Origin of the sequence: Mucilaginibacter defluvii, from assembly GCF_039543225.1 — a bacterium.
GTDB lineage: Bacteria > Bacteroidota > Bacteroidia > Sphingobacteriales > Sphingobacteriaceae > Mucilaginibacter > Mucilaginibacter defluvii.
Window position 1 is genome coordinate 675,619 of the sequence record NZ_BAABJI010000002.1, and the last position, 21,145, is coordinate 696,763.

At 43.0% G+C, this 21,145-nt stretch carries 12 protein-coding genes; 3 read left to right on the forward strand and 9 right to left on the reverse strand.

What is annotated here, in order from left to right:
• Nucleotides 1-623 precede the first annotated feature (623 nt).
• The 3 genes from ABD960_RS09250 to ABD960_RS09260 all read left to right on the forward strand — a co-directional run bounded on the left by ABD960_RS09250 (nucleotide 624) and on the right by ABD960_RS09260 (nucleotide 7,614).
• Nucleotides 624-4,658 (forward strand): hybrid sensor histidine kinase/response regulator transcription factor, encoded by a 4,035-nt coding sequence (locus tag ABD960_RS09250; RefSeq protein WP_345330867.1) that lies wholly within the window; start codon nucleotides 624-626, stop codon nucleotides 4,656-4,658.
• A gap of 133 nt (nucleotides 4,659-4,791) precedes the next feature.
• Nucleotides 4,792-6,525 carry an alpha-L-arabinofuranosidase gene (locus ABD960_RS09255; protein WP_345330868.1) on the forward strand — a complete coding sequence of 578 codons (1,734 nt, stop codon included), beginning with the start codon at nucleotides 4,792-4,794 and terminating at the stop codon, nucleotides 6,523-6,525.
• A gap of 54 nt (nucleotides 6,526-6,579) precedes the next feature.
• Nucleotides 6,580-7,614, forward strand: coding sequence for a glycoside hydrolase family 5 protein (locus tag ABD960_RS09260; RefSeq protein ID WP_345330869.1), 1,035 nt, complete (start codon nucleotides 6,580-6,582; stop codon nucleotides 7,612-7,614).
• Between the two features lie 762 nt (nucleotides 7,615-8,376).
• Here the strand turns inward: ABD960_RS09260 and ABD960_RS20990 are convergent.
• From ABD960_RS20990 to ABD960_RS09300, 9 genes are all read right to left on the reverse strand, one after another.
• Nucleotides 8,377-8,673 carry a transposase gene (locus ABD960_RS20990; protein WP_425563468.1) on the reverse strand — a complete coding sequence of 99 codons (297 nt, stop codon included), beginning with the start codon at nucleotides 8,671-8,673 and terminating at the stop codon, nucleotides 8,377-8,379.
• A gap of 988 nt (nucleotides 8,674-9,661) precedes the next feature.
• Nucleotides 9,662-9,814: a hypothetical protein gene (locus ABD960_RS09265; protein ID WP_345330870.1), complete on the reverse strand. Its 153-nt coding sequence runs from the start codon at nucleotides 9,812-9,814 to the stop codon at nucleotides 9,662-9,664.
• A 2-nt stretch (nucleotides 9,815-9,816) separates the two neighbouring features.
• Nucleotides 9,817-11,061, reverse strand: coding sequence for a YeiH family protein (locus tag ABD960_RS09270; protein WP_345330871.1), 1,245 nt, complete (start codon nucleotides 11,059-11,061; stop codon nucleotides 9,817-9,819).
• A 38-nt stretch (nucleotides 11,062-11,099) separates the two neighbouring features.
• A complete protein-coding gene (locus ABD960_RS09275; RefSeq protein WP_345330872.1) occupies nucleotides 11,100-12,623 on the reverse strand; it encodes a hypothetical protein in 1,524 nt (507 codons plus the stop codon).
• A gap of 11 nt (nucleotides 12,624-12,634) precedes the next feature.
• Nucleotides 12,635-14,047 (reverse strand): hypothetical protein, encoded by a 1,413-nt coding sequence (locus ABD960_RS09280; RefSeq protein WP_345330873.1) that lies wholly within the window; start codon nucleotides 14,045-14,047, stop codon nucleotides 12,635-12,637.
• Between the two features lie 3 nt (nucleotides 14,048-14,050).
• On the reverse strand, nucleotides 14,051-15,385 hold the full coding sequence (locus ABD960_RS09285) for a DoxX family protein (RefSeq protein WP_345330874.1): 1,335 nt from the start codon (nucleotides 15,383-15,385) through the stop codon (nucleotides 14,051-14,053).
• A 32-nt stretch (nucleotides 15,386-15,417) separates the two neighbouring features.
• The gene (locus ABD960_RS09290; protein WP_345330875.1) at nucleotides 15,418-16,794 is read right to left on the reverse strand and encodes a RagB/SusD family nutrient uptake outer membrane protein; all 1,377 of its coding nucleotides are present in this window, start codon (nucleotides 16,792-16,794) and stop codon (nucleotides 15,418-15,420) included.
• Nucleotides 16,795-16,813: 19 nt separating this feature from the next.
• The gene (locus ABD960_RS09295) at nucleotides 16,814-19,939 is read right to left on the reverse strand and encodes a SusC/RagA family TonB-linked outer membrane protein (RefSeq protein WP_345330876.1); all 3,126 of its coding nucleotides are present in this window, start codon (nucleotides 19,937-19,939) and stop codon (nucleotides 16,814-16,816) included.
• Nucleotides 19,940-20,569: 630 nt separating this feature from the next.
• Complete coding sequence (locus tag ABD960_RS09300) at nucleotides 20,570-20,653, reverse strand: DUF4385 family protein (protein WP_425563479.1); 84 nt, start codon at nucleotides 20,651-20,653, stop codon at nucleotides 20,570-20,572.
• Between the last annotated feature and the right edge of the window lie 492 nt (nucleotides 20,654-21,145).

Consider the following 21,145-nt stretch of genomic DNA (forward strand, 5'->3'; position numbering starts at 1 on the left):
TAGTAACAGTTTTTACCATAGTTGTTGTGTTTATTAAGAAATCGGTTTATAAAAATTGGTCGGCAATGCGAAACAGGATTCATCGCATTTACTGTTGCTGAAATTATAATGCGTACTAATTATTGTATACAAGTAATGTAAATATTAATAAAACAAATGTTAACCGTAAATAATTAATTGATATACAATAATTTATCAATAAAAACATATACTTCACACCCTTAAAATGCGCATACATATAAGCATTAATTACTTATCAATGAGTGCCTTTTAGATTAAACCCTTCATATCAGTCCAATACCAAAACAGGCGGATTTGTGTCACTATTTACTTCAGTTTCACACAACTTTTACTTATCAAAATATGACAGACAGCATTGCTATACATCCTTGCCGGTCAATTCAGTTTAACAGATCGCCTAACACACGATTAACTAACTACACAGCGTAGATTTTTACAAAAAATCGGCATACAATTAGGTATTAACAATTAGATTATATTGTTTTGGATAAAATTCCAAGCGCGATATCGAATAATGTGCGCTTTATAAACCGTTCATAACATTACCGATAGCTCGTTTAATTATGTTTAAACCCGTTGCGAGGCTGGTGCTGCTTTTTTGCATGTTTGTATTATTAGGTAAGAGCTATGCGCAAACCAATGTGCAGTTCACGCATCTTACTACGCTTAATGGTTTATCGCAAAGCAAGGTAAATTGTATTTTGAAGGATAAGTTGGGCTTTATGTGGTTTGGCACCCAAAATGGGCTTAATAGGTACGATGGCTACAGTTTTAAGGTTTATCAGCACAATTTAAAAGATAGCACAAGCATAGCCGGAAATAACATAAATTGCCTTTTTGAGGATAGTAACGGCGACTTATGGATAGGCACGAGCGATGGCGGGCTGGTGCTGTATGATCGCGGTAAGGATGCCTTTATTCCGGTAGGCGTCAAGGGGCCTAAAGGAACTTTAATAAGCGACCTGGCCATAACCGCAATATATGAAGACCGTCAAAAAAATTTTTGGGTGGGTACATTTAACAAGCTGAATTTGTTAAACCGTAAAACTGGGCAGGTAAAACAATTTGACGCAAGGTCAGGCAGTTTGTCAAACAACACCATCAATTGCGTATATCAGGATAGAAAAAACAGGTTGTGGGTAGGAACTGCCGGGGGCCTTAACCTATTGAATCCTAAAACAGGCAGGTGTAAAACTTTTTTAAATAATAGTAACGATGCAACCAGCCTGAGCGACAATAAGGTTAATTGCATAAACCAGGATGCTTCGGGAAACCTTTGGGTAGGCACTAATGCCGGACTTAACAAGCTAAGCGCAGATGGTAGAAAGTTTGAAGTATACAAAAATGCGCCCAACAACAATAAAACCCTGAGCAACAATGTAGTTAACGCGATAAGTAACGATGGGGCCAAAAAGTTGTGGGTAGCAACAGAAAGCGCGCTCGATCATTTTGAGCTATCATCAAAAACATTCACGCATTACCAGGAATTGCCTTTTGATGAACGGTCACTAAGTCACAGTTCGGTATATTCTCTATTAGTTGATAATGTGGGTATTTTATGGGTGGGCACTTATAACGGTGGCATAAACAAGTACGACAAAAACGAAACCAGCTTTAAACTATACCGTAATTTTAATAACGAAAACCTGAACACCAATACCGTAAGCTCCTTTGCCGAAGAGGCTGATGGTGATGTTTGGGTAGGCACCGATGGTGGTGGCTTATATCATTGGCAGCGTAAAAACAATTGGTTTACAGGCTTTAACCCGCAATCAAAGCAACATTATTTCCCCTCTCTTTCTGTTTTGGCGCTTAAGCTATCGGCTGATAGAAAGATTTTGTGGGCAGGTACTTATGGCAACGGATTGATCAAAATGGATCTTAGCACCATGCATCCCGTATTTTATAATACCGGGCTAAAGAACAATGCTGTATATACTTTGATAGAAGACCAGCAAGGCAACATTTGGGCCGGTACCAACGGCGGCGGGGTAAGTATGCTTGATCCGGCTACCGGCAAGTTTAAAAATTACATGTATACCCAATATGGCCAAAGCATCAGCAGTAATTTCGTCAGGAGTTTGTGTGAAGATGCTGACGGAAACATCTGGATAGGTACCTACTCCGGTGGCCTGAATATGCTTAACCATAAAACCGGCAAATTCACCTATTATAACACGCTTAACAGTGGCCTGCAAAGCGATATTATTTACGCTATTTACCAGGATAAACAAAAAAACATATGGGTTGGCACCATGGGTGGCGGCCTGCATTTATTTGATAATGCTACCCACCGCTTTAAGCCCTTCAACAGATCAAACGGACTTGCCGGTAATATTATTAATTCGATTAGTGAGGATAAAAACGGCACGCTGTGGATCAGTACCGACAATGGCATTAATCAGTATGATTCGCGTACCAAAAAATTCAAAACGTTTACAGTGCTTAACGGCCTGCAAGGCAACGAGTTTTTTTTAGGGGCAGGGATCACGTTAAATAACAATGATTTATTGTTTGGCGGGCTTAATGGTTTCAATCTGATTGATCCTAATGAAATAAAAATCAACCGGCACATTCCGCCAGTTGTAATAACCGATTTTTTGCTGTTTAACAAATCGGTACCCGTAGCCAACAAGAACTCTCCGCTTCAACTCAATATTAACGAAACGCGCGAGATCGAGCTTTCTCATAATCAGTCGGTATTTACTATAGAATTTGCCGCGCTGAATTATACCATCCCTCAAAAAAACCGGTATGCCTATCGCCTTGAAGGATTTGACAGGCGATGGAATCACATAAAAAATGAAAGAAAGGTTACCTATACCAACCTTGATCCGGGCGATTACACCTTCAGGGTGATAGCCTCAAATAATGATGGCATTTGGAACAGGCAGGGCGCATCCATTAAAATAATTATCAAGCCCCCGTTTTGGAAAACCAATACCGCTTACCTTATATATATAGCGGCTATTGCCGGTATTTTGTATGCCATCTACCGCGAAATAGTATCGAGGGAGAAGCTGAAAAGTGAAATTGAATATCAAAAATTAACAGCAGGCAAAATACAGGAGTTAAATCAATTAAAGCTTAACTTTTTCACCAATATATCGCACGAGCTACGAACGCCTTTATCGCTGATCATTGACCCTATCCGCAAAATTTCCACAGGTGATATCAGTGTTGAAAAAGTAAATTCATACAGTGCGCTGGCTTATAAAAATGCGTTAAGGCTAATGGCCCTGGTAAACCAACTGCTCGATTTTAGAAAACTCGAAAGTGGCAATATGCACCCCGATCTGAAAAGAGTGCGTGTGGCAGCATTGGTTTCGGATGTATTTGACAATTTTAGTTTGAAAGCCAACGAGCGTAACATCCAATATTCACTCCGGATAGACGATAACGTCACCTACGCCTGGCTCGACAGCGATAAGCTGCATAAAATATTAACCAACCTGCTTGCTAACGCCTTTAAACACACGCCCGATAACGGAACGGTGACGGTGTTTGTAAAACAAATAAACGTAAACAACACGGAATTTATTGAGATACATGTTACCGACACCGGGATAGGCATACCGGAGCAGTTCCAGGAAAAGATATTTAACATTTTTTACCAGGTAAAGGGCACCCAACGTTTTGCCAAGGAATCAAGCGGTATAGGCCTGGCGCTCACAAAGGAATTGGTTACCATGCACAACGGCAATATCAGGGTTGAAAGTGAAGAAGGCAAAGGCACTGATTTTATTGTGCAGATACCTGTCGGCTTAGGGTTGGATGATGAGCATGAAAATATCTCTGAACCTAAAACAGAACAAGCCTACGAACATGAAGAGCAAACCGCTTTGCTGATTATACCTGACACCGTTAATGCTCATGCACCTGTTATTTTGGTGGTTGAGGATAATGAAACCCTGCGCCATTACATTACACAGGAACTGTCGGAAACTTACCAGGTATACCAGGCGTGCGACGGCTTGGAAGGCTACGAAATGGCCTTGCACATTGTGCCCGACCTGGTGATAAGCGATATACTTATGCCCGGCCATGATGGGCTCGAACTTTGCCATAAACTTAAAACAGACGAAAAAACCAGCCATATACCCGTTATACTTTTAACAGCACGACAAACCGAAGAGAACCGGATCGAAGGCTACACAACAGGGGCTGACGCGTACATTGCCAAGCCTTATAACTCCGCTTTGCTTAAAGTGAGGATACAGAACATACTGGATTCGCGCAAAAAACTGCGCGAATTGTACAGCACCAAAATTGAAGAAAAGCATGTGCAAACTGAACTATCCCCTATTGATAAGCAATTCCTGAAAAAGGCGGTCAAAATTGTGGAGGATAACATAGCGGATATTGATTTTGATATTGACACCCTTGCTGAACGCCTGCAAATGAGCCGCAGGCAACTCTACCGAAAAATAAGCGCGCTTACAGACAAAACGGTACATGATTTTGTAACGGACATACGGATGGAGAAAGCGGCCACGCTGTTATTGAGCGGTGAGTTTACCATAGCCGAAGTAGCTTATAAAGTAGGCTTTTCTGAACCTGCCAATTTCAGCCGCTCGTTTTCAAAAAAGTATGGTATAAGCCCTAAAAACTATGTGATCGGCAAAAGCAAGTTATAATTGTAGCTATAACGCATTTTAGGGCATTAAATGATACGTTTTTGCACGGCGTGATAATTTGGTTGGCTGTTTATTTTGATAGTATTGCAGCGTGCTACACCATATTTTAAGCCGATTATTACCTGTATATATTATGCGACTATTGAATACCTGCACACTGATGTGCCTTTGGGTTATTGCTGCCGTATCGTGCAAAAAAGAAAGCAAACCCGCCGATGATAAAAAAGTTGATCCTCCAATAGATCCGGTTACGCAGGTAGTGCCTGTTGATGACCCGGAAACGGCAAAAACGATTGGTTTTTTTGCTGATGAATGGTCTGCACGGCAATTTACCACGCCCGACTATGCCGAAGCTTCTATTCCTACCCAAGCTGCAGGAACGGTCACCATTGACGCTTCATCAGTGATCACCAGGATACCGCGCACCATTTTTGGGCATAACGCGGTGTGGTGGATGGGGCCGCTACCGGCGCAGGCTGTAACCGATGTAAAAAATCTGAACGCCGGTACTATTCGTTTCCCCGGCGGAAACTCCGCCAATAATTATTTTTGGAATGAAGAAGAAGGCCACCTCCCGGATGATGTGCCAAACACCGCTGTAAATGAAAATGGTGTTACCCAGCCTGCCAGTTATCTATATGGCAAAACAAACCTCAACTGGCAGTTCAACCTTAATAATTATTATGAGCTATTACAAAGCACTAACTCAAAAGGTATAATTTCTGTAAATTATTCGTACGCACGTTACAGTACATCAGCCACGCCGGTAGCTAATGCTGCGCATCTGGCAGCCCAATGGATACGTTTTGATAATGGCCGTACCAAATACTGGGAAATAGGCAATGAGCATTACGGGAGCTGGCAGGCAGGCTATCGTATAAATAAGGCAGCTAATAAAGACGGCCAGCCTGAGATAATTACCGGTGAGCTTTATGGAAATCATGCCAATGTGTTTATTGATTCGATGCGCAAAGCAGCGGCAGACATCAATAAAACCATCCATATAGGTGTAGTGCTTTACGAAGCAGCGGCTACCGAATCATGGCAAACACAAACCACTAAAACCTGGAACGCCGGGGTGCTGAACGCATCAAAAAACAAGGCCGATTTTTATGTGATCCATAATTATTACACCAGCAGCGGTAACAAAAACGCTACGGCCATATTAAACTCGGCATCTACCGTAACAACAGAGATGGCACATTTTATGGGGCAGGAGTTTCAAAAATATGGCGCTACCCCAAAACCTATCGCGCTTGATGAATGGAACATTTTTGCATCAGGCTCCAAGCAGCAGGTATCTAACGTGAGCGGCTTATTTGCCGTGATAGTGCAGGCGGAGGCTATAAAAAACCAGTATGGCATGGCCGCCCGCTGGGATTTGGTAAACGGCTGGGATAATGGCAACGATCATGGCTTGTTTAGCGGTGGCGATGAACCGGGTATCCCGAAATGGAACCTCCGGCCATCATTTTACTATATGTACTATTTTCAAAAGCTATTGGGCGATAGGATGATCCCTTCCGCCGTAACAGGAACTACCGCCGTTAAAAGCTACGCCACAACCTATTCATCCGGCGAAGCTAATGTAAGCCTGGTTAACACATCATCAACAGCGCAAAATGTATTGTTGAAGTTTAACAACTTTAATCCGGGCAGCCGTTTTTATTGGTATAGCCTGGAGGGCGGTAATGATAATGGCGAATTTTCGCGCAAGGTAACTGTGAATGGTAGCGGCACTGCACTCGAGGCAGGCGGCCCTGCAGGTTACAGCTCAATAAAGGCCCGCTCAGCCGCAACTGCAAACGGCATCAGGGTAACCGTACCGGCACGGGGCGCGGTATTTGTGGTAGTAAATAAAAAATAGGATTTAAGCGGATGCAGGCATATTTTCTATGCACGTTATCCCCCACTACTTTTAATGAAAAAATTATATATCATCCTATCGTCTTTAATTTTATCCGCTTGCGTTTATACGCTTTTCGCAGAAAATTCAGGCGGCAAGAATTCTTTTAATATTATTGATAAACCAATTGTTAAAGCACCACCGGGTACTCCTGTAGCCATTCATGGCCAACTACATGTAAGCGGGCGATACCTTAAAAACCAGCAAGGCGATAATGCTATGCTAAGGGGACAAAGCTATGGCTGGAGTAATTTTTGGCCACAGTTTTGGAACGCGGATGTGGTTAACTGGATGACTACCGATTTTAAGGTAGATGTACTGAGGGCCGCCATGGGCGTTGAGTTTTCAGGTGGATATGTAAAAGGCAACCGCGCTGCCCAGGTTAAACTGGTAAAAACGGTTGTAGATGCAGCCATAAAAAACGGCATTTATGTTATTATTGATTTCCATGCCCATGATATTCATACGACCGAAGCGAAGGAGTTTTTTACTGAAATGGCAAAAACGTATGCCGGGTACCCCAATATAATTTATGAACTGTATAATGAGCCTGACCATGAAACCTGGGATGACGTTAAGGCTTACTCCATAGAAATTATTAAAACGATCAGAAAGTACGATGCCCACAACGTTATTCTGGTGGGTAATCCTAAATGGGATCAAAGTATTAAAACCGTAGCTAAATCGCCTATCACGGGGTTTAACAATATTATGTATACAGTGCATTTTTACGCGGCATCACATGGCAAATGGCTGCGCGATGACTGTACATACGCGCTAAATAAGGGCATTCCGATATTTGTATCCGAATGCAACGGAACCGAAGCTACTGGCAGCGGCCGTATAGACTACAAAGAGTGGCAAGCCTGGTTCACCTATCTGGAAAAGAACCAGATAAGCTGGATAAACTGGTCCATTTCCGATAAGCGTAACGAACTGTGCTCCATCATTCAGCCAGGAGCCTCTGCCAAGGGTGGCTGGCCTGTTTCACAGCTGACAGAAACAGGTGCTTACATACGCGAACGTTTGAGAGAATATAGTACGCGTTAACGTAGCTCTACCTGCATCCGCTTTGAGCTACTATTAATCGCGCGTGCCTGAAAATTCTGCATTATAACAATGTAAATGGCAACTGGTATGGACAGATTACAGGTTCAGTCGTCAAAAGAGAGAGAACAATGGCGTTATTTACATGACCGTTTTAATTTTTTAAATCTCGTTTAAAAACCATCCCGATATGCCAGTAAAGTTGCTGAAATCGTAATGCATATTAAAAAAGCTGAATAAGCCTGTGCGTTTTACAAGCCCCATCGGTAGCAAGAAAGCTATTATCAATATAGTTGCCAACGGGCACCGTGAACATTCAGGCGCCTAACCCTAGAAAAAGGCGCGAATATCAAGGCACCTGTCTTTTGGTCTTGATGGCGTAAACAATACCGTATTGCTCAAAGTATTTAAATGACGATAGGTTGCACATGCCTGTTGTTAAATTCGATATATGAGGCAAATCCAACAAGTAAGGCTATGATCAGCAAGGCTGATATTAGTAAGGGTGCGGGATGCCGTGTATACAGCCAATAACCCCGCTGAAGATACAACTATAAATACCGCAAAATGTAAAACAGCCGGTAAGATAGATAACTACACGGTCTGGTTCAATTCGCCACTTAGTTTTGAATAAAGATTTGAGGTACATACTATTTAAGTAATTGTAAGCAATCTATGCGTACCAAGCAATTGTTTTAGATTGAATACAACACGCCGCTATTCTCGATTTGTTTAAATTGAACAGCGTGAATAATCTCCGGCTCATCAATATACTTTACTTACGGATTTATATTTATAACCGATTTTGCCTGCACTTTCATGATTACCCGGCGCCAGCCCGCACCATGCGGTAAGGTGATCTGCAGTATTGAACCGGCTCATGTCGCTACCGGCTTCGCTTAAGATGATCTGTGCTGATTTACTTGCGATACCAGTTATGCTGTCTAAAAGGCTTCGTGTGAGGCGAAGATTAATAAAATAAACAGTTTGCGCTCTTGGCCAACTCCGCCCGCTTGTGTTCATTATGCTCGACCCGAGACCGAGAAAGTGTGGTTCCATCATTCCCCTAAAAATTTAATTTTAGAATTTCTTTCCGGTTTTGCTTCCAAAAGCGAAACGGACTTAAAGACAGTAACTTTCTTCATGGATAAATGCTCGCAAGCACTATCAGAAGAGTATCCAAAAAATTTCGGCCACCTCAGCTGGCATTGCTGAACAAATGAATGAGCGTTACCGAGAAATCAATATTGTTCTGCTAAGCAACAAAGTAATCAAATTGATATTCAAGGAAATTACTGAGTGAAAAAAATTTAAGAAACTAAACGAACAGGTAAAACTTTACCCGACATTCTTAAGAGACATTATCCTGTTGGCACGTTTATCCGTGATACTCGTGAATTTAACACTCATAATTGGTAACGGATTAACATCAAGCAAATTTCAGGTGCTCATTGTGGTCTCATATCCCGGAATTTCTAATTAAGCCTTAGTTTAAAAGTTGGTAGCAATATTAATTGGGAATACAGCATCTTGATGAACCGTGTACCCACCTATAAAAAGCATTGCGAAACAGGGTGTGTCTGCCGCCACTGGGCACCCATTTAACGGAATTTGATAAATAAAACCGGTGAAAATCCACTATTAAATTCCATGTCGACAGTTAAAAGCAGGATAATGTACCGCAGATTTTTTTGGTTTAAGAATTATAAAATTCTGACAATCAATTTTTTACAATTATTAAAAGACATATAAAAAATTGAATTTTTAGTTTCGGTTTTTTTAGCGGCGAGGGAAGGATTCGAACCCTGCTTTTAATCCGCTATATTTCAATGTTTTAACAATTCAATATTTTACTACACTCCTAACTACTTGCTGTTTTTAAAGAGTTCTTAAATCCTTTATTAAATAAAGGTAATTAGTTTGATATGATTGCAAAGTTCGACAAAAAAAACTTTACCCTAAATTTGTAAGCACCGAGTACAGGTCGGATACTTCTGAAGAATCCCAATCTTATCAAAACATTAGCTTTTATCAGAGCGTTTTTTTGCACCTACTTCAAGAACTGCTTTTTGAATTTAGTTACCCCTGCCATAGTCCTGCTAATTACCTGCAAGCCCTGTTGCTGCAAAAGTATAGCCGCCGCAAGCCTGTTAGGCCCCGAACCTACTGCAACTGCATCATAATCACGTTTCTCGAGCGGCATATTTAAAATAATAAGTAAGCTATAACCAGTGTAATAACCACGTTAAAACCTTGCGACACTAAAAAAGCATATACAGGTTTTCGGCTTTCTTTATTTATCAGATCACGAAAATTCGTTTCTAAACCGATGCTGGTAAAGGCCAGCGCAAACCATAATCCCTGCAAATTTTTAAGGGGCAACTTAACCGGCGCTATAGCATCTCCCGATAGGAAAAATGAAAACAGTACCGAAGCAGCGATAAAGCCGATAACAAATTTGGGAAAGCGGTCCCATATCACGGCGAGCGTTGGTTTGTTCTCTTTGTCATGAGCGTTTGGATGCTTGGTGTATGTCCAGTAAACAGAAATAGCGAAGGCGGCAACACCCAGCAATACGTTTTGCGAAAACTTAACAATGGTACTTATTTTAAGCGCTGTTTCGCCTACCAGCGAACCTGATGCTACAACCGCTCCGGTGGTATCAATACTACCGCCAAGCCAGGCACCTGTAACTTCCTGAGATAAATCTAACGCTTTGGCGATGTAAGGCATAAACACCATCATAGGTACGGCGGTTATCAGCACCAATGATATAACTAATGACAGCTTTTTTGAATCGCCTTTAATAGCGCCCGAAGTGGCTATAGCTGCCGATACCCCGCAAATGGATACCGCACTTGATAGCATCATGGTTAACTCATCATCAATTTTAAGGCGCTTGCATATCCAGTAAGAAAAATACCAAACTGAAACCACTACCAGCAAAGCCTGCACCAGTCCAAGCGAACCGGCCTTCAATATATCCGCAAAAATGATGGTAGTACCTAAAAGCACCAAACCTATTTTCACAAAAAACTCTGATGTAAGCGCGTTTTTAAACCATTGCGGCAGCTTAAACAGGTTACCTATAAGCAAACCTATTATAAGGCTAAAAATAACAGCTTCAAGATTATAATCTTTAATGGTACTGTTGCCTGCTAAAATAAGCGCCAATACTGTTAACAGGTATATAAATGGAAATACTTTAAGCGTATTAGCAACAGCCTTTCCGGTTAAAACTGCACCCAATATGGCTATAATATATACAAAAGCAAACTGCAAGCCTATTTTGAGCAGGTTACCGGTAACCAGTACTTTTGATGTCAGGTCGGCAGAAGTTGCCCAGTTGTACTCGGGCGTTGCAAGTAGTACACCGGCCAGCGAGAGGCCGATGATGATGAAGCCTAACAGCACAATGGCCCAATCTTCGGGAATTAAATTTTTACTCATTGTTGTCTTGGGTGATTTTAATTTTAATGAAAATATTGTTAAGGTATATATGATAAATTTGCATGGCGGCCATTTTTAAGCGGGTATTGCTGATGCGTACGGTCGAGTACTACGTAAATCAAATCCTTGAACTCGTTTGTCCCCCACAGTATAACCCTGTCTTTTGTCGGTCGACTGTAGTGCAATTCCTGCGTCTGGTCACGGTGCGCTTTATTTTTGTTGATGAGATGCAGCACATGATTTACGGTATCAGCCTTGTAGTAATAATACTGGCGTCCACCCAGGCCCGATAACTCCCAGGTAATGTTCAAATCGCGTTTGGCAGGATCGTATTTCTTGTGTTTTTTGGTATCGCCAAAGCGGCGCACATCACCGCGCCAATCGAAATACCATTTGCCATCGTACACCTCATCGTTACGCGGATAACTGCCTGCCGCGAACATTTCTATCTGCTGCGGACGGTTGTGTACCTTGAAACTAAGCGACGACCATTCTTCAAAGGCCGCATCCTGCCAGCGCTTTAAATCAAACGGCGAATAAGGCACAACCTTACCGTTTAACTTAAATTCGGTTACATTGTAATACCCTTTGCTGCCTGCTAATCCCGGTGTATTGGGTAGCTTGTAAAAATCGTTGTGCATATAGCCATAAACTTCAAGTGCGAAAAACAGTATAACGTATACAAAATTGCCGCTCCATTTAACCGCGAGGCGAAGATAGTTTTGCCATTTTTGTTTGAAAACCGGGTAGTAATGCACCACGCGGGTGTTTACCTGGTTTACAATCAGGTTCCAGATGGCAGGCAAATCATACCACATCAGAAACAGCGACAGCAACGCCAAACCGGCACTTGGCACCTGCTCGCCAATATCATAAGCATGGTTGGCTACAGCGATATTGCCGAATACCACAAAGGTAATAGCCGCACCAATGCCCCGTGTTTTGCGGAACAACAGCAAAAAGCCGCCTATAAATTCGGCGAAGCCTAAAAAAAACTCATATTTTGTGGCTACTCCGATGGCCTCCCAATACAGGCGTTTGGCGAAGAAGTCGATAAATTCGGTATTGTACAGGCCTTCATTGCCTGCGGGCATCTGCATAATAAATATCTTTTTGTAACCCCAGGCAATGGCAGCGTAAGCCACACGGTAGGTAACCAGTACCCTTACCCAATAGTAAAGCTTATTGTAATCGCGGCTCTTTTTGTCGAGCGATGTCCAGATAGCTGCACCTGCTATTGCGATAAGCAGCACAAAGGGCCAGTTCACATAACTTTCGTACCCGAAGAAACCACCTTCGGAGAAGATATTGATGAACTGTGGGTTATAAAATGCTATCGACTCGTTGATTTCCCGGTAGGTTAAATGCGAGTAATCAATCGTCCATAAAAACTGGTAAAAACCCAGATCTAACGGTATGGCAAATAAGCCAAAAAAAATGAACGCCACACGAAAAACCACCTTTTCGATACTGGTCCACTCATTAAACTCGTAGGCCGGTTGCTGTATCGTTTTCAGTTTTTTTTCCTGTGCAACATCAGGTTCGGTAATAACATCAGCCATGGTAATATTAATTAAGGTTGATAGGTTAGCGCAGCGTGCCTTCCCTCATATAATGGATATTTTTTGTCTTGTTTGTCAAGCACCACGTAAATGTTGTTTTGGTACTGGTCAGTACCTGTCAAAATAAATCGTGTTGCCGACGGCCTTTGATAGTGCAGGTGCAGACGCTCGTTAACATATTTTTTATTTTTGTTGAATAAGGTGAGCGTGTGTTTAACGGTATCGGCCTCGTAATAATAATGCCGCCTGCCGCCTCCGGTTCCCGCCGATTCATAAGTACGGTCGACATCCTTAAACTGCTTGCCCCGGCCTGCTTCGCCATGTATGTTAAAGGTGTTGAATACGGTGTATGATATGGTAGACCACCTCTCAAACGTTACATCCTGCCAGCGTAGCGAATCAAGCGAAGAATATGGGATAACCTCGCCATTCACCTTAAACTCGGTTACACGGTAAAACCCTTTTGAGTTGGTAAGCCCCGAGCGTGCCGGTACTTTGTAAGAGTCGTGCTCGTAGTTATCGTAATGCAAATAAGCACTCAACACAAAGTATATAGCAACGGTAAACCCTTTCAAACCGATACGAATAGCCTTTTGCCAGGGCTTTTTAAACGGGAATTGGTAAATGGTAAGCACTTCATCTTTCTGGTTCACCAACAGGTTCCAAATTGGCCGTAAATAAGGCCACAGTACAAAAGCGCCTCCCAGCGCGTAAAACGATGCCAGCACATGCACGCCACCATCATACACATGGTTTGATATAGCGATATTGCCAATCATCGCGATAGCCAAAGCGCCACCTAACGCGCGGGTTCCCCTAAAGAACAGCAGCCCCATTACCAGTAATTCGGCGAAGCCTAAAAATACCTCGTATTTAGGAACTAAACTCAATTGTATCCAGTAAAGTTTTTGTGCCACAAAATCGCCCAGCGGCGTGTTCAGCTGCGTTTCGGCCAGCGGCGGCATTTGCGAGGGGAATATTTTGGAAAAGGTTAGCCCCTGCAAGCGGGTTATCATGGCGTAGGTAACTGCTACTGTTATAAAGTAATATAACACCCGGTAATTGGTTGCTTTGTGATCAATAAGCGTCCATACCAAACCGCCTGCAATACCAATTAATAACGCTATGCCCCAATTAACATAACTGGCTAACCCAAATATACCGCTCTCTGTTTTTATGGTTGTAAACCGGTAGCCATAACCACCAAGGCCACCCAAATCGCGTATATGAGGGTTAGTCCAGTCGATGTTGAACCATTGCGTATAATACTCAGGGTCAACAGGTACAGTTAATAGAAAAAAGAAGATAAACAAGATCCTGAAGGCTACCTTTTCGTAGCCTTTCCACACCTTTGCGGGTGCGGTAGTAATGTTTTGATTTCGCCTGGTTGAAACTTCAGCTTCAAAAACGTCTGCAATTGCCATAGCTTATAGTTTAACTGGTTTACGGCGGCCCTCAAACAACATATATTTGCGGGTAATGCGGTTAAGCTCGGCATATACCGAATCCTTTTTCTCGTTAAACCCTTTTAGTATGATGGTTGAATCATTTGGCTGTGTGTAAGTAAGATTGAATGTTTCTTCAGCGTGATTTTTGTTCTTATTTTTCAGCACGATGGTTTTAGCAACCGTATCATGCGTGTAAGCAAAATACCTGCGGCCACCCACCCCTGCCGACTCAAAGTTGCGGTCGATATCATTCAAATAATAACCTCCGCCGGTATCGCTGTCGGGTTTAATGGGCTTCGCAATTTTTATGCTGATGGTAGCCCACTTTTCAAACACCACGTTTTGCCAACGGTTAGGGTCGGTAACGGAGTACGGGATGGTTTCGCCATTCAACTTAAACTGCTTTACATTATAGTAGCCGTAGCTACCCTTCAGCCCCGGTGTGCGGGGTAATTTGTAGGGGCCGCTGGTGTAGTTGGCATAAGTACTAAAACCCAATAACACTACAAACAGCACAAACGCGGCGCGCAATGCAATACGTACCTTTTTCAGATTATTATCTCTGAAAACCGGCACAAACTTGTTGGCAATGGTGTATTGCTGCTGCACCAGCAGATTGTACAAACGCGGTACATCATACGCAAACAAAAACAACGCGATAACCACCAGGTAGGCACTGTACACTTGCTCGCCAGCATCATAGGCAAAATTGGCCGCCAGCACGTTACCGGTAAAACCCAGTATAATACCTGTACCAAAGGTTGTGGTTTGCCTGAAGAAAAGCAGCACGCCGGCCAGTATCTCTACAAAACCTAAAAAGGTTTCGTAACCCTGCGTAATGCCGATGGTGTGGAAGTAAATTTTCCAGGCAAAAAAATCGCCGTAATTAGTATGCAGGTTGCTTAACGATGGGTAAGGCATTTGCAAGGGGAACAGTTTGATTAACCCATACGCAATAATGCCGATAGCCAAACGGTAGCGTAATATCACACGCAACCAGTAGTGCAAAGCATCATAGTCCGGCTCACGTTTTTGCACAAATTGCCATACCACGGTACCCATCGCTGCTATTGCGGCGGCTACCAGCCAGTTGCCAAAGCCGGTTATACCGAAAAACTGCGGCGCGTATTTCGACAGGCTGAACAGCCCATAGAAATTGAGATGCAGCAAATCGGTGCTGAACAGGTGGCGGTAAAACTTCCAGTCGAGCGGGACAGCCTGTATAATAAAATAGATGAAGAAGAAGCGCAAGGCTGCTTTTTCGTATCTCTTCCACTCGGAAGAACGTCCATTAGATATATTAAAAAAGCTCATATAAAATGGGTTTATGGTTATCAATGGATGATTTAGTAGCCGGTATTTTGCTCCAGGTTTTTGTCAAGTTGCAGCTGCGTTACCGGTATCGGGAACACGGTTTCGTGCGCGTCAACCTTAATTGTTGGGTCAATTGCCTCAAGCACAGTCTTCGCACGACCGGTACGGGCGAGGTCAAACCAGCGATGGGCTTCCCAAGCAAGCTCTATTCGGCGTTCGCTTTCAATGGCAAGCAGCAGGTCGTTGGCAGTGGTGAGCGTTAATGGCTCAACATCAGCACGTTTCCTCACCTCGTTTAAGTCGTTAAGACCGCCTGTTGCGCCTTCAATTAAACCTAAACGTGCGCGAGCTTCTGCACGGATGAGGTACTGCTCGGCAATGCGCAACACATATGCCGGATCAGTTGAGTTTTTGCGGTAGTACAAATTGCCAAACCAAAGCGTGGTACCGGCCTGTGTTACTTTGCCAATCAAAGCGCTACGGCCGCCTGAAACTGCAGGGTCATTCAACAATTGCACAAACTTGTCGGTAGGCGCGTAACGGTAAGTACCACCGTTGGTTGAATGCTGCATTTGCTGCCTGATAGTGCTTGGGTTAGCTGCGCTGTAAGCCAGCTCGAAAATCGATTCGCGGGTGCCCACTACATCATTGGCAAACCAACTGCTAAATGGCTTCAATAACTGATAATCGGTTGATTCGATAAGTTTCGTAGCATATTCATCAGCCTTAGCCCAATTCTTACGGTACAGATATAGCCTTGCTTTAAGCGCCCAAACGGTACGTTTAGTAGCACGGATGCGATTAACAGTATTTGGCAATAATGCTTCCGCATCGTTCAAATCCTGCTCCACCCGGTCGTAAGTTTGTTCAAGTGTGCTGCGTTTTACTTGTGGCAACGCATCAATTGAAGTGGTTGGCGTCAGCACAATTTGGGCGCCGCCCCACGCACGTGCAATGTCAAAGTAAGCAAGCGCGCGAATGAATTTCGCTTCGCCAACAATCTGATCATTTTGCGCTTGCGTAAAGCCGGGGCCAACTAATGCAGGCACCTTGGTTATTACGTTATTTGCACGGTTAATGGTATAATAGATGGCTGTCCAGGCAGTGTTAAAATTCAAATCATCGGCCCTGAAGTTCACAGTAACCAGGTTGGCTGCACCACCTGTAGTTAGGTTTTTTACATCGCCACTTGGAAAGTAACCCAACGTTACATAAGTTTCTCCGTAATATCCGGTTGAAGCCAGCTGGCGGTACACGCCACGCAGGGCAGACTGGCTTGAGGCCAAATCGAAAATGGTTACATCATCGCTAACATAGCTAACGGGTTTTGTATCCAGAAATTTATTGCAAGACGACAGCGTTAACGCAACGGCCATAAATGCAATTGAAGTATATTTTGAAATTTTCATGTCGATATCAATTAGTAATTTACAGGGTTAGATTTAAACCGAACTGGAACGCGCGCGGCTGCGGCGGCACACCATAATCATACCCCTGGATGTTGTCCTGGCCGATGTTTGATTCGGGATCGGCACCTGAGTAGTTGGTGAATAGCAGCAAATTGGTGCCGCTGGCAAACACACGCAGTTTTTGAATCCCGATTTTTGAGGTGATATGTGATGGAAAAGTATAGCCAAACGTTACAGAGCGCAATCTGACATATGAGCCGTCTTCTAAAAAGCGGCTGTTTTCCTGCCTTGAGTAATTGGCATCAGTTAACCTTGGCACATCAGTTATTTGGCCGGGAGTTGTCCACCTGTCAAGCTGCGAAGCCAATAATACCCGGTTGGCATCCAGCGTACCACCTGTTTCGCCCAGCATGCGGTTGTGGTTCCATACTTTGTTTCCAAATGAGTAAGTAAAAAATATGTTCAGATCGATACCTTTGTAAGTAAAATTATTAGTGAAACCACCGAAAAATTTAGGCCATACGCTGCCTACTATCTGGCGGTCGTCGGCAGTTATTTTACCGTCGCCGTTCACATCTTCAAATTCAGCGTCCCCGGTTTCAGGATTTACGCGCAATTGTTTATAAAGCCAGTATGAGTAAAGTTCTTTACCCTGTTGTATGCGTATCAAATCGCGGCCGGCAAAAGGAATATCGGCTGCGATCTTGTCAACATTATTCTTGTTTTTTGATATATTAAAGTCGGTTCGCCAGGTAAAGCTGCTGGTTTTAATATTTGTTGAATTGATAGACAATTCAAAACCTTTATTGCTTATTTGCGCAAAATTGCTTGTGTATGATGGGTAACCGGTTATTGCAGCCAATGGCCTTAATAATAGCAGGTCTGTAGTTTTCTTATCATAATAGTTAAACTCGATAGCCAGGTTATCGTTAAACAAGCCCAGATCGATACCTGTGCTGAATTGTGTGGTACGCTCCCAGGTTAAGTTATTATTGGCCAATTGATAAGGGCCAATGCCCGGATTTTCGTTACTGCCTACACCGTCCGGATAACTGTAACCGCCGCTCCATAAGCCGCGCGAAGCAAAATCATTTATTCCTTCCTGATTACCTACCGATCCGTAGCTTGCCCTTAACTTGAAGTTGCTTATCTGCTTAACATCCTTCAAAAAGTTCTCTTCATTTATACGCCATGATACCCCTACACCCGGAAAATAACCCCACTTTTTAGCAAATTTTGATGAACCATCGGCACGGGCCGTAAACTCCACGTAGTATTTCTTAGCGTAGTCATATCCTACCCTACCAAAAAATGAAGCCAATCTGCTGGCATTATTGTATTGCGAAGCTGTTTGTATGGCGGCCGATGATATCTGCGTGTACGCATCACTCGGAAAGTTAGAGCCGGTAGCGCTAACATTTCTAACGGTTGAACTTTGTATGGTGTTCCCTACCAGCACATTCAGGCTATGGTCGCCAAATTTGTTGCTATAGTTTAAGGTCTGCTCATTTATCAGCGTGGCCAGCGCGGTAACACTTTGGCTGCCCTTACCACCGGCATTACCCAAAATAGTATTTTTTTGCCAGTATTCGTTTTCGTCATAATTATTGTAATCAACTGAAAAGCTTGAGCGGAATTTCAGGTGTTTCGCTACATCGATATCAATAAATGTATTGCCGATGTAATGCAAACTGGTTGACCACAAATTTACCGTACTGGTAAGCGTGGCTATATTATCAAAGTTTACCCAACGCAGCGGCTGGCCGGCTTCATCAAATATTGGCAAATAAGTGGGTATATTTAATGATGCTTGTAACAACGTACCATTACCTCCGTTTGCAGGACGTGCCTGGTCACGATAGCTGCGGCTTAATGTATTAGTAGTACCAATAGTTACCCTTTCGCTTATCTTATGGTCGAGGTTAATTTTTAAGCTTTGACGCTCAAAACCCATAGGTTTCCATATCGATTCCTGCTTGGTATAACCACCGCCCAGGTAAAAGCGTGTACGTTCTGACCCGCCGCTTACCGCGATATTATAGTCGCGCAAGGCTGCAGTGCGGTTGAGGTAGCTCATACGATCGTAAGTGGGTTGCTCTTCGGGCAGGCCACGACCGGCAACACCGTTCACAATTACATCCTTCGCTCTGAAAGGTTCCGGTTTGCCCATGTTGCGGCTATATTCATTTACCAGTAAAGCATGCTCGGGACCGGTGGTGGTTTTCCAAACCCTTTCGCCCGGCGCGTTGGCAAAACCTTCAGACGCGTTGAACTCTATCTTGGTTTTTTGTCCGTAGTTACCTTTTTTGGTGGTGACGATGATCACACCGTTTGCACCGCGCGAACCGTAAATAGCAATGGCTGAAGCATCTTTAAGTATCTCAATACTTTGAATATCAGCCGGGTTAATGTCAGCCAATGGCGAGGTTGCCCTGTCCTGAAATATACCTTGCAGCGATTTATTGTTCACAAACACCCCGTCAATTACATAAAGCGGACTGTTTGACGCATTAATAGAAGTCGCGCCACGGACGCGTATGTAAAGGTCTGACCCAGGTACACCGATGTTGGAGTTTATTTGAACACCTGAAGCTTTGCCTTGCAATTGCGCATCAAAGCTGGCTTCAGGGATGTTTTTAGTGGCAGAGGGGTCGATTTTTGTAACGGCACTCACCACGTCACGGCGCTGTTGGGTACCGTAACCAACTACCACCACATCATTCAACTGACTGGCCGATGCTTCAAGGCCCACTTCAAGCGTTTCGCCGTTAGCTATCAGCGTCTGTGTTTTATAACCGATGAATGAAACAACCAGCGTGTAAGGAAATTTTTGACCAGTTACGAAGTTAAAATGCCCGTTACCGTCGGTAGCAACCGAATGCGTTGTACCCTGTATAGCAACTGTAGCGCCCGGAAGCGGTTCTTTTGTTTTAGCATCAACCACCTTACCAGTAAGTTTGGAATTAATAAGCGGCGTGGTTTGTGCCGATAATTGCAGCGGTAAAAAAAGTGCCGCGGCGACAATAAAAAATAATGTTCGTAGATTTAATAACAGCCTATAAATGCTCCCGCCTGCTGTAGCAGGCAGCGCAAGGTTTAGCAAAACACCCGTGCCGGGCAGCTTTGCATTGTGCATTTTTTGCATACTTTTACAATGTTTAATTATATGTTATGATTCAGGTGCAACGCCAATTGACTGCCTGTCTCATTCTGATTTAATTATTCCTAAGGGGATGCCTTACGCATCTCCTTTGTTGTCTTTGATGATAGTTTTATATAGTTCTTATCCCATACCCTCCTTTTTTGCAGAAGATTTGGTGCGGTGCCTGTGTACCGCCCTACCGAATTATTTAAGATTTTTTAGGTTCCCCGAAATCAGTTGGGATATTCAGAATTTCGCTGAGGTAAGGTTAACAACAGCAACAAGTACAGCAGCAGTTAATATTGAAGCCAATATTCAACATTTTAGAATTTGCTGTATGTAAAAATTTTTCCATTGTCGTGCTTGTGTGATAACGGAAGCGAATATATAACTTTATCTACTAATTCCATAGGTTTTATATATTTATATAGATAATTTTAATATTTCGGGTTGGTATCAGCAGTTATCAGGCTTTTTAAAGCATCAACGTCACCCATGCGGGCAGCTTTGACGACCTGTTAAATTGATTCGTTCATAGATAGATGTATAATAAGCACTAATGGTGCCTATATACATTGTCATAGTCTTTATGCCGCGTTGTTGTTAAAAGACAATGACCGCATGAGCAGATTTCTACAACTCCCAGAAGTTATAGGGTTCGCAGATCAATACGCCTTGTTCGCTTTTACCCACACGATAAATTTCCGGCTGCTTCATGTAATTAATGTCTGTCTTCCAGACATATTGCCGGTATCAAAATCCAAATTAGATGGGATCTTCGCTTTCATAGAATCGGGCGGCCGGATTGTGGCCGAAAGCGTGCCGGAAGCGATTAATACTTCAATTAAAGGGTTAACAAATGTCGAAAAGCAGTCGTTATGAATCAAGATGTTCAATTTATGAACATTCTGTTATACAATGTTTACATCACTTTCAGTGAGTCTTTTTTAACGTGAGGGGTAACTACACGAATGACTCACTTTCATATTGCCTTTTTTTGCATGAATTGTGTAGTGTAAAGAACAAAAAAGCCGCTAAATCATACGATTTAGCGGCTTTTGCATGGTTTGATCATCTAATCAGCGGTGAGGGAGGGATTCGAACCACTTTCCTAACCAGTTGATTTGCAGTTATTTATAGCATTAAAAAAAGAAGTCACACCATATGTAACACTTTTTTTTCAACAACCTCATCTACATTGACTTATCA

Coding starts and splice junctions, on each gene's coding strand:
- ABD960_RS09250 (WP_345330867.1), top strand. CDS start 624: ATGTTTGTATTATTAGGTAAGAGCTATGCGCAAACCAATGTGCAGTTC.
- ABD960_RS09255 (WP_345330868.1), top strand. CDS start 4,792: ATGCGACTATTGAATACCTGCACACTGATGTGCCTTTGGGTTATTGCT.
- ABD960_RS09260 (WP_345330869.1), top strand. CDS start 6,580: ATGAAAAAATTATATATCATCCTATCGTCTTTAATTTTATCCGCTTGC.
- ABD960_RS20990 (WP_425563468.1), bottom strand. CDS start 8,673: ATGATGGAACCACACTTTCTCGGTCTCGGGTCGAGCATAATGAACACA.
- ABD960_RS09265 (WP_345330870.1), bottom strand. CDS start 9,814: ATGCCGCTCGAGAAACGTGATTATGATGCAGTTGCAGTAGGTTCGGGG.
- ABD960_RS09270 (WP_345330871.1), bottom strand. CDS start 11,061: ATGAGTAAAAATTTAATTCCCGAAGATTGGGCCATTGTGCTGTTAGGC.
- ABD960_RS09275 (WP_345330872.1), bottom strand. CDS start 12,623: ATGGCTGATGTTATTACCGAACCTGATGTTGCACAGGAAAAAAAACTG.
- ABD960_RS09280 (WP_345330873.1), bottom strand. CDS start 14,047: ATGGCAATTGCAGACGTTTTTGAAGCTGAAGTTTCAACCAGGCGAAAT.
- ABD960_RS09285 (WP_345330874.1), bottom strand. CDS start 15,385: ATGAGCTTTTTTAATATATCTAATGGACGTTCTTCCGAGTGGAAGAGA.
- ABD960_RS09290 (WP_345330875.1), bottom strand. CDS start 16,794: ATGAAAATTTCAAAATATACTTCAATTGCATTTATGGCCGTTGCGTTA.
- ABD960_RS09295 (WP_345330876.1), bottom strand. CDS start 19,939: ATGCAAAAAATGCACAATGCAAAGCTGCCCGGCACGGGTGTTTTGCTA.
- ABD960_RS09300 (WP_425563479.1), bottom strand. CDS start 20,653: ATGAAGCAGCCGGAAATTTATCGTGTGGGTAAAAGCGAACAAGGCGTA.